Below are 7806 nucleotides of genomic sequence, written 5' to 3'. Positions count from 1 at the left end.
TCCGAGCCGGGATCTCCATAACAGGCTGTCTTATCCAATTCAAGCGATTCGCCAATGAAGTAGTACACCCACGATATCATGCAAGGGGATCCCCGCTTACAGCATGCGGGGATGACGAGAGTGGAACAGGCGTCAATAATACCGTCATCCAGCCCCTACATGTAACGCCATCGTGGCTCACCATTTACCGTCACCCAGCCCCTGCATGTTACGCCATCGTGACCCAACATTTATCGTCACCCAGCCCCTGCATGTTACGCCATCGTGACCCAACATTTATCGTCATCCCGGCCCAACATTTATCGTCATCCCGGCCTCCGAGCCGGGATCTCCATAACAGGCTGTCTTACCCAATTAAAGGGGTTCGCCAATGAAGTAGTACACCCACGATATCATGCAAGGGGATCCCCGCTTACAGCATGCGGGGATGACGAGAGTGGAACAGGCTTCAATATTACCGTCACCCAGCCCCTGCATGTTACGCCATCGTGGCTCACCATTTACCGTCATCCAGCCCCTACATGTAACGCCATCCCGGCCCAACATTTATCGTCATCCCGGCCCAACATTTACCGTCATCACGGTTAAATATTACCGTCATCCCGGCCCCCGAGCCGGGATCTCCATAACAGGCTGTCTTACCCAATTAAAGGGGTTCGCCAATGAAGTAGTACACCCACGATATCATGCAAGGGGATCCCCGCTTACAGCATGCGGGGATGACGAGAGTGGAGCAGGCTTCAATATTATCGTCACCCAGCCCCTACATGTTACGCCATCGTGGCCCAACATTTACCGTCATCCCGGCCCCCGAGCCGGGATCTCCATAACAGGCTGTCTTACCCACGGGATCGTGCGAAGGATGACGCGGAGGAAGTATTAAACCCTGACATGCCGGGTAACATCTACTGCGGTGTGATTAGTCTTTATGGCCGGTTTGACGAATGAAGTCGATGCCTGCCAATTGCGGGATGGTACTCTGCATTTGCTTTTCGAGCATATCGAGTTGCTTCAGGTAGTCGCAGTACCAGCGTGCTTTTTGCGGTAACGTGGTGTCTACAGGCGGCCCATCGCCGTCTGAAGTGGCCGCATAGTGAGCGATACGTTGATTGATAACCGCCATCTCTGTGCGATCCACCGCTAGTTTACCCGAGTCCATTGCACCAAGTGTCGTCAGAATACTGCCCACAGAGGTAGTGAGCGTTTTTGATAAAGGCACCATCAGATCGGCCTCCGCCAACTCATCCAGCCCTTCACTGGAACTAGGCCCAAGGTAATAATGACTGCGGGCATAACGAAACTTCTTACGCACCCGCTTTTTCATTTTATCCATAGCAGCGTTGAGCTTTTCGTAACTGTCGTGATCGCTGCCCAGTAGCGACAAAAACATCTGCTGAACGGTATCGGTAGCTAAATCAATGCCGGTAGTGGCCAGCAGTGTTACCTGAGGAACCACCGCATGCAAACCTTTAGCGTACTCGGTGACCAATGCAGACTGGTTTTTATCCAGCTTGAGCCAGTCACCCGCAACAAACAGCTGCTGCTGGTGATTTATCTGATATAAGGTGAGATATTCTTTGAGTATGCGAAGCTGATCGTCATTCACCACAACGCCATAATTTAAATCAACATCGCAGCTATAATGGGCCACAGCCGGCGCAGAAATACCAGCCGGTAACAAACACATTATGTAAAACAGGAAATGAGATACGCTTTTCATACCGATATTGTGAAACCAAAACCGTAAATGAAAAGTCGCTTTAGACCAGATTGCTAAAAATCAGGTTGAATACAGGCACCTATAACAACCAGCGGTGAACGCTACATTGCTCGCGGTAACTCGTCGCAAATAACCCACCATATATCAGGCGCGCGCCTTATGCCCCCCGCTCTAATGCTTCACTCTGCATTACCTGCAATGCTTCAAGTTGCTTCTTACCACCCGCAATATCGGTCATGTCGTAAATCATCATACTGATATGTTCAACCTTGCCGGTGGCAGAGACCAGTGGCGACAAAATGATATTCTGATACATAAATTCTTCGCTACCGGTAATCGGCCGGTAATTGGAAAATTTAAACAGGTAAGGACGCTGCTCCCACAGCATAAATGCGCGCGTTTTCAGCTCAAACACCGGCTTGGCTTTTTGCGCAAACCAGTTGTGATTGATGTCCGGAAACAAACTAAACAGGGTTTTATCGCGCACCTCCGACGGTAACTTGCCGCTATGGCTTTCCATAAAGCCGTTCCACATTTTGATTTTGAATTCGCGATCCAACACCACAATTCCAACATCCACCGTTTGCAGCATGTCGATGATCCAATGAAACTCAAGCATGTCATCCACGGCGTCATTCGCCATCAGAAATCCTCCAGCAGGTGAGCAAGTTTATAATTGAGTGTTTCCATGGAGCTTTCGGTAAATAACAACAGCAGTTCACACACGGTGTTATACCCTTCCAGGCCGTAGGAAATTTCGATGGCCAGGGTTCTTTTCCATTTAAGTTTGTTGGTTGCGATGATCTCGGTAATATTTCGATGCTGGCCAAGCACAACCGGCTGCCCCTGGGCAAAGCTGATATCGAGCTGCTCTGCAATACCACTCAGGCAAGTGCCAATCAGAATACTGGCCGCATCCATCAATAACTCTAGTTGTTTTTGGTCGTCGACGTCGCCGGAGATATTGAGGATACGTGCCACATCATCAAGACTTGAGTCACTCAGAATACACAATGCTTCGCCCTGCACGCCAGGCCCCACAAAGCCCTGACAAACCGCACTGACCCGTTCGTGATTTTCAATGTCACTGAGCAGCATGTGTAACTCAGACACTTCAATAAGGTTAACGTTTGGAATAGGTAAATGCACAAAGACATTCAGCGTTCTGGCTAAATGGTCGCCCGCCCGTCCCATGGCAATATTGGTGATCTCCTGATAGCAGTCACGAATATCCGGATCGAGCGGTTCAAATTCCTGCGGCTCTTCTGCTTCAGGCGCATTAATGAGCTTGTGCTTGCTTAACACATCCAGCAGCTCCGGCGCACTAACCGGTTTACGAATGAAATCCAGCGCCCCCAGCCTGATAACCCGTTCCCGGGCTTCGGGCTGCACGTCGCCAGACACCACAATAACATTGGTTTTTAAGCCCTGATTGCCAATGGCCTCCAGCGTTTGATAGCCGTCCATCTCAGGCATATTCAAGTCGAGTAACAACAGCTGGCCTTTACCAGCGGTTAAACACTCTATGGCCTCTCCGCCATGCCTGGCAAAATGGATAGCAACGTCCCAGTCCTGCGGCAGGCATTTTGCTACCTGCTTGCGGGCCACCAGCGAGTCATCACAGATTAAAACAGAGTACATAGCTATCCAAGGGTTAAGAACCGGCACAAAACCGTGCAGTAAGCACCCTTTAACAAATAGCAGTCAGTCGCCAAAAATCAAACTAAATGCACAGTATTTGTGCTTCAGGTTAACCCATAGCCTTAAAATATAACCGGTAAGATGATAGCGGTAAGAATGCCGTTAAGCCCAAGCCCAACTGTAGCCAGAGCGCCTTGTACTTCGCCCATCTGTAAGGCTTTGGAGGTGCCCACAGCATGGCAGACAGCCCCCAGTGCCAGTCCCTGTGCATCAGGCATGGTTACCGCAAGTAGCCGATAGGTGAGCGGCGCTGCGAGAGCCCCAACAATGCCGGTCAGAATAACGAATACGGCAGCGAGTGCAGGAATACCGCCAATGGCTGCGCCCGTTTCCATTGCCAGCGGGCTGGTAATAGATTTCACCAGCATGGTCATTTGGATAGCCACCGGCGCATCGGTTAAGTAAATTACGCCCCAGGCCAGCAGCGGCGCAACAATGCCCCCCACCATTACACTGATAACAAGCGGGGCACCTAACTGGCGAATATTCTGCCACTGATTATACATAGGGACCGCCAGGGCCACCGTGGCAGGCCCCAGTAACCAATGCAATAATGACGCGTATTCCCGGTACTGAGCAGCGGAGACATCAGACAACCACATCACCCCAGCCACCGCAATAGTAGTGATACTCAACGGATGTACCAATGGATGGCCTCGGGAGGCCCGGAAGATTTTAAGCGCAACGCCATAAAACGCCAGCGTAATGGCCAACCACAATACCCCGGAAACCGTGACGGTGTGGCTGATGACCTCGCTAAAACGGGTGATGATCTGATTAACGGCCAGCTCTGCTCTTAACATTTATCAGACCGTCTGGATTTCATCAGGCGCTGGGCAAACCAGGCCGTAAAGCCAAGCGCAACAATAGTGGTAGCCACCAAAGCCAGCACAATCCCCAATGCATTTTCACTCACCTCTGCCCAGAACAACCCCACACCAATAACAGCCGGTACAAACAACACCGACATATGGGTAAGCAATGGCTTAGCCCCTCGCCCTACCGTGATTGCCGGGCGCTGTCTGAGTAGCAGACCACCGAGCAACAATAACAGCCCAATTAAGGCTCCAGGCAATGGCAAATCAGTGACTAACACAAAAAATTCGCCCACCAGATAGCAGCCAGTAATCATTAGCCAGCCAGTCAGGGTTGATTTTACATGCACGCAGAATGCTCCGCCGGGAAGGAATGTTTTGATAATAACGAGGTTCACGCTAAACCACTACCCGACTTCAGTTGTAGTGACTTATGTGTAGGATTAATTTAAGAAATGACGATGTGGTGAGCACCGGTCCCCTTTGCCAGCACAACCCGCCAGCAGACTCACCCACTCAGGACTGCGACAGCGCCGCATCCAGTTGTTGATGACAAACAGGCATTAGTCGCCGGCTTATTTTTACCTTACTGCCATCCTGCAGCTCCACGTAATTTACCCGCGAGTTGAGTTTAATAAGCCGCTTCACAAACTGCGTGTTTACAATAATGGAGCGGTTTACACGGGTGAAGGCGTGTTGAGGTAATCGCCTGGCCATCTCGGTTAACGTTGAACGCACAATCAGGGTTTCTTCCTGAGTGTAAACACACATGTAGTCTCCCGCGGCTTCCACATATCGAATGGTTTGCCAGTCTACATACTGCCAGTCTACGCCACAGCGCATGGCAATTTGCTGAGTTGGCCGCGAACAATTCGATTTCACGTCAGACAATTCAGCCATCAGGCGCGCAGGCGAACACGCGCGTTGCCGGGCGAGCTGCTCGGTTACCAAATGCCATTTCATGGCCTGAATCCGGGTTTGATATTTCAAGTACAAGCGGTGCAGTTGCTTACGCTTTTCCTCCAGGCTGGCCGATAAACAAAAAAACATTCCTACACCAGCGTTAAACGCCTGCAATGCATCCTGATTAGAGTGGCCGCACATTACGCTGGTTACCCCACGAAAACCGGTTTCAAGAAACGGTTTTATGGTGGCCTGATCGGTGACTACAATTTGAATCTCTGGTGGCTGACATGAAGTGCCAGAAGTCATTGACGGGTGGCTGGCAATAAGTTCATTCAACGCGGCTTCGTTAAGATCCGCGGTAAAGTTAAACTCAAAAGGCGCTACAATATGCTGTGATAGAAACTGATGAAAGGCATCAACTTCCGCACTCGGTGTTCCAATAAATCGCATTACAATACTATCTGACTGCATCTCTTCCATATCAGACTCCGAAAAAAGGGCTGTGAAGAACACAGCCCAAACCCCAGGGAGGGAACTAAAACCATTACCCTACTGCTTCGCTGTTAAACTTGGTTCTTCCAGGTTGGTGCGTTTGGCAATTACCGCACCGGTATTATCGGCACCATGCTGCATCGCAAAGGTGTACATATCCATGCCATCACACACCAGGCCGCGGGCCAGACGACGGTAACTTACCCCGCTGTCCCTGACTGCTTTGTGCAGCTCAATGCGGCTGTCGTCTTTAATTGCCTGACAAACCGCGACTAATTTATCTTCCATGGCCTCAGGCAAGTTGCCGGCCTGAGCGGAAGCAATACCGCCGAATGTTGCTACTACTGTGGTACCTGCTAATAACGCTGAACGAATTACACTGTTAATTTTTTGCATGACACTATCCTCTACCTATCGCTGACTCTGTTGTGGAAGATGAAGCCTGACTCTTCCTTTCGCTCTTATACAGTAGGGGCAGAGCAGCAAAAGGTTGCCTGCAAAGCGTTAATCGACGTCTATTTGAGATTTTGCGACAAAAGGGATATAACTGCAGTTAAACGGTCCGGAATCCCCTATTGTTAATCGTGTGTGTCACACACTTTGTAACATTCGCCCTGATGCCCCGAGCAAGGAGTACGCGGTAAAGAAGCGAGAAAAGCCGAAAACAGATGATCTGTTTGGCCAGAAACCGGATTGCAAAGAGCTCAGGCAGCAACAGGAATGACATGCTTACTCAAAACGCCTATCACGATATAAAACACCTTATTGCGCCAGGCGATATCATTGCCTTTGGTGGTACCAGCTTATTTTCGCGGTGGGCCAAGTTCACGACCCGTTCGGTGGTTACCCACACCGCAATGGTCATCGACTCGCCGGACGACCATCGCTCAGTCTCCGATGTGCAGGACCTCACTATGATTGAGGCTACCTCTATAAAAGGTAAAAAAGGGGTAATGCACAACTATGTGGAAGAACGAATAAAGCACTACAAAGGCGAGGTATGGTGGCTCCCCCTGCATGATGCTGCCAAGCAGCAATTGCAGAACAACTGGCATGGCTTTCACGATTTTCTGGCCGGCGAACTGGGCAAGGATTATGACATCTGGCAATTGTTTGGTGCGGCTATCGATGTGTTTGACGATCACCGCTGGTTTAACTGGATCACCTACAACCGTAAAAAGAGCAATCGCTGGTTCTGTTCAGAACTGGTAGCCGAAGGGTTAAATCAGGCAGGCATCGCCATTGAACTCAATCCATCGGAAACCACGCCCAAAGATATTTGCCAGTTCACTATCTACGCACCTGAATACGTGCAGCTCAAGGGCAAAAAAAAGCCAATTAAGGGATTTAATACGCTGGATCCCCACCGTTGGGGAAATCTAGGGTAGCGCCGGGCTCATAGAGAGGAGAAACAGAGTAGCCTTAACATACGAAAGCGGTTTGGTAGGTTGCCATCACAAGCCTACCAACAGTGTTATGCAGGCGCTTAAAAAATGCTGTCCTGATGAACGCGAATAAACATCGAGGTACCGGCTTTAGAATAATCAATTTTGTATTCTTTGCCGTTAAGGGTTTGCACAAAAATCAGCGTTTTTTCATCGCCGAATACTTCGCTACTGGTAGCATCCACCAGCTCTATATCCATCATTTTGGCTTCGCGTTTGTTTTCCGGGATCTTGCCCGAATATTCCTTAATGCCCTTGTAATTCACCACTACTGCCGGGTCGTCATTGCCGTTTAGTATCAGTAGATCAAATTTACGAATTTTATGGATTAATGTGTTGCGGCCACTGACCAAATAGGGTTTTTCAGTCATTGTTATCTCCCAATTCAAATGCCGAACCAAGACGTATTTATCTATAAGTAGCTGAAAGATAGCAGACTATTAGTATATTTGCACTAAGCTATGGCGTTGCTCACTGGATTCAGCAAATCTGATCAGGTTCAGGCTTCTACAGATCGTTATTTTTAGTATTGTTCAGTATAAGAAAACATCAAGTAATCCCAACATGGGGTGACAAGCCCGGAAAAACTGCTTATACTTGCGCGCGCTTGGTATTTCAACCAGGTGTTCAATAGCGTTTACCGCACAATGGCCCTATAGCTCAGTTGGTTAGAGCACACGACTCATAATCGTTAGGTCCCCTGTTCGAGTCAGGGTGGGGCCACCAT

General features: G+C 49.5%; 9 protein-coding genes and 1 tRNA gene. 2 read left to right on the top strand and 8 right to left on the bottom strand.

Annotation, left to right across the window (positions count from 1 at the left end; genetic code table 11):
- Positions 1–919: 919 nt before the first annotated feature.
- The 7 genes from AC27IB_RS20835 to AC27IB_RS20805 form a co-directional block, all read right to left on the bottom strand.
- Positions 920–1720 carry a DUF2884 family protein gene (locus tag AC27IB_RS20835; protein ID WP_487123348.1) on the bottom strand — a complete coding sequence of 267 codons (801 nt, stop codon included), beginning with the start codon at positions 1718–1720 and terminating at the stop codon, positions 920–922.
- Positions 1721–1877: 157 nt separating this feature from the next.
- Positions 1878–2363, bottom strand: a complete 486-nt coding sequence (locus AC27IB_RS20830; protein WP_296051880.1) for a PAS domain-containing protein — start codon at positions 2361–2363, stop codon at positions 1878–1880.
- On the bottom strand, positions 2363–3361 hold the full coding sequence (locus AC27IB_RS20825) for a response regulator (RefSeq protein ID WP_296051884.1): 999 nt from the start codon (positions 3359–3361) through the stop codon (positions 2363–2365). Before AC27IB_RS20825 ends, AC27IB_RS20830 begins: the two co-directional genes overlap by 1 nt.
- 122 nt (positions 3362–3483) lie before the next feature.
- Positions 3484–4224 carry an LrgB family protein gene (locus AC27IB_RS20820; RefSeq protein WP_487123346.1) on the bottom strand — a complete coding sequence of 247 codons (741 nt, stop codon included), beginning with the start codon at positions 4222–4224 and terminating at the stop codon, positions 3484–3486.
- The gene (locus AC27IB_RS20815; RefSeq protein WP_487123344.1) at positions 4218–4586 is read right to left on the bottom strand and encodes a CidA/LrgA family protein; all 369 of its coding nucleotides are present in this window, start codon (positions 4584–4586) and stop codon (positions 4218–4220) included. The genes AC27IB_RS20820 and AC27IB_RS20815 overlap by 7 nt, the downstream gene beginning before the upstream one ends.
- 166 nt (positions 4587–4752) lie before the next feature.
- Positions 4753–5622, bottom strand: a complete 870-nt coding sequence (locus tag AC27IB_RS20810) for a LytR/AlgR family response regulator transcription factor (protein ID WP_487123342.1) — start codon at positions 5620–5622, stop codon at positions 4753–4755.
- 69 nt (positions 5623–5691) lie between these two features.
- A complete protein-coding gene (locus tag AC27IB_RS20805; RefSeq protein ID WP_296052963.1) occupies positions 5692–6030 on the bottom strand; it encodes a DUF3718 domain-containing protein in 339 nt (112 codons plus the stop codon).
- 329 nt (positions 6031–6359) lie between these two features.
- Between AC27IB_RS20805 and AC27IB_RS20800 the strand changes: the two genes are divergently transcribed.
- Positions 6360–7022 carry a C40 family peptidase gene (locus AC27IB_RS20800; RefSeq protein ID WP_296052964.1) on the top strand — a complete coding sequence of 221 codons (663 nt, stop codon included), beginning with the start codon at positions 6360–6362 and terminating at the stop codon, positions 7020–7022.
- Positions 7023–7120: 98 nt separating this feature from the next.
- On the opposite strand, the gene AC27IB_RS20795 is transcribed toward AC27IB_RS20800, so the two are convergent.
- Positions 7121–7450 (bottom strand): hypothetical protein, encoded by a 330-nt coding sequence (locus tag AC27IB_RS20795; protein ID WP_296052966.1) that lies wholly within the window; start codon positions 7448–7450, stop codon positions 7121–7123.
- Positions 7451–7728: 278 nt separating this feature from the next.
- Here AC27IB_RS20795 and AC27IB_RS20790 point away from each other — a divergent pair.
- Positions 7729–7805: transfer RNA gene (locus AC27IB_RS20790), tRNA-Ile, on the top strand.
- Position 7806 lies beyond the last annotated feature (1 nt).

Source organism: Alteromonas sp. 4NH20-0104, from assembly GCF_057547795.1.
This window is presented reverse-complemented; position numbering and strand designations above follow the sequence as displayed.

Coding starts and splice junctions, on each gene's coding strand:
- AC27IB_RS20835 (WP_487123348.1), bottom strand. CDS start 1,720: ATGAAAAGCGTATCTCATTTCCTGTTTTACATAATGTGTTTGTTACCG.
- AC27IB_RS20830 (WP_296051880.1), bottom strand. CDS start 2,363: ATGGCGAATGACGCCGTGGATGACATGCTTGAGTTTCATTGGATCATC.
- AC27IB_RS20825 (WP_296051884.1), bottom strand. CDS start 3,361: ATGTACTCTGTTTTAATCTGTGATGACTCGCTGGTGGCCCGCAAGCAG.
- AC27IB_RS20820 (WP_487123346.1), bottom strand. CDS start 4,224: ATGTTAAGAGCAGAGCTGGCCGTTAATCAGATCATCACCCGTTTTAGC.
- AC27IB_RS20810 (WP_487123342.1), bottom strand. CDS start 5,622: ATGGAAGAGATGCAGTCAGATAGTATTGTAATGCGATTTATTGGAACA.
- AC27IB_RS20805 (WP_296052963.1), bottom strand. CDS start 6,030: ATGCAAAAAATTAACAGTGTAATTCGTTCAGCGTTATTAGCAGGTACC.
- AC27IB_RS20800 (WP_296052964.1), top strand. CDS start 6,360: ATGCTTACTCAAAACGCCTATCACGATATAAAACACCTTATTGCGCCA.
- AC27IB_RS20795 (WP_296052966.1), bottom strand. CDS start 7,450: ATGACTGAAAAACCCTATTTGGTCAGTGGCCGCAACACATTAATCCAT.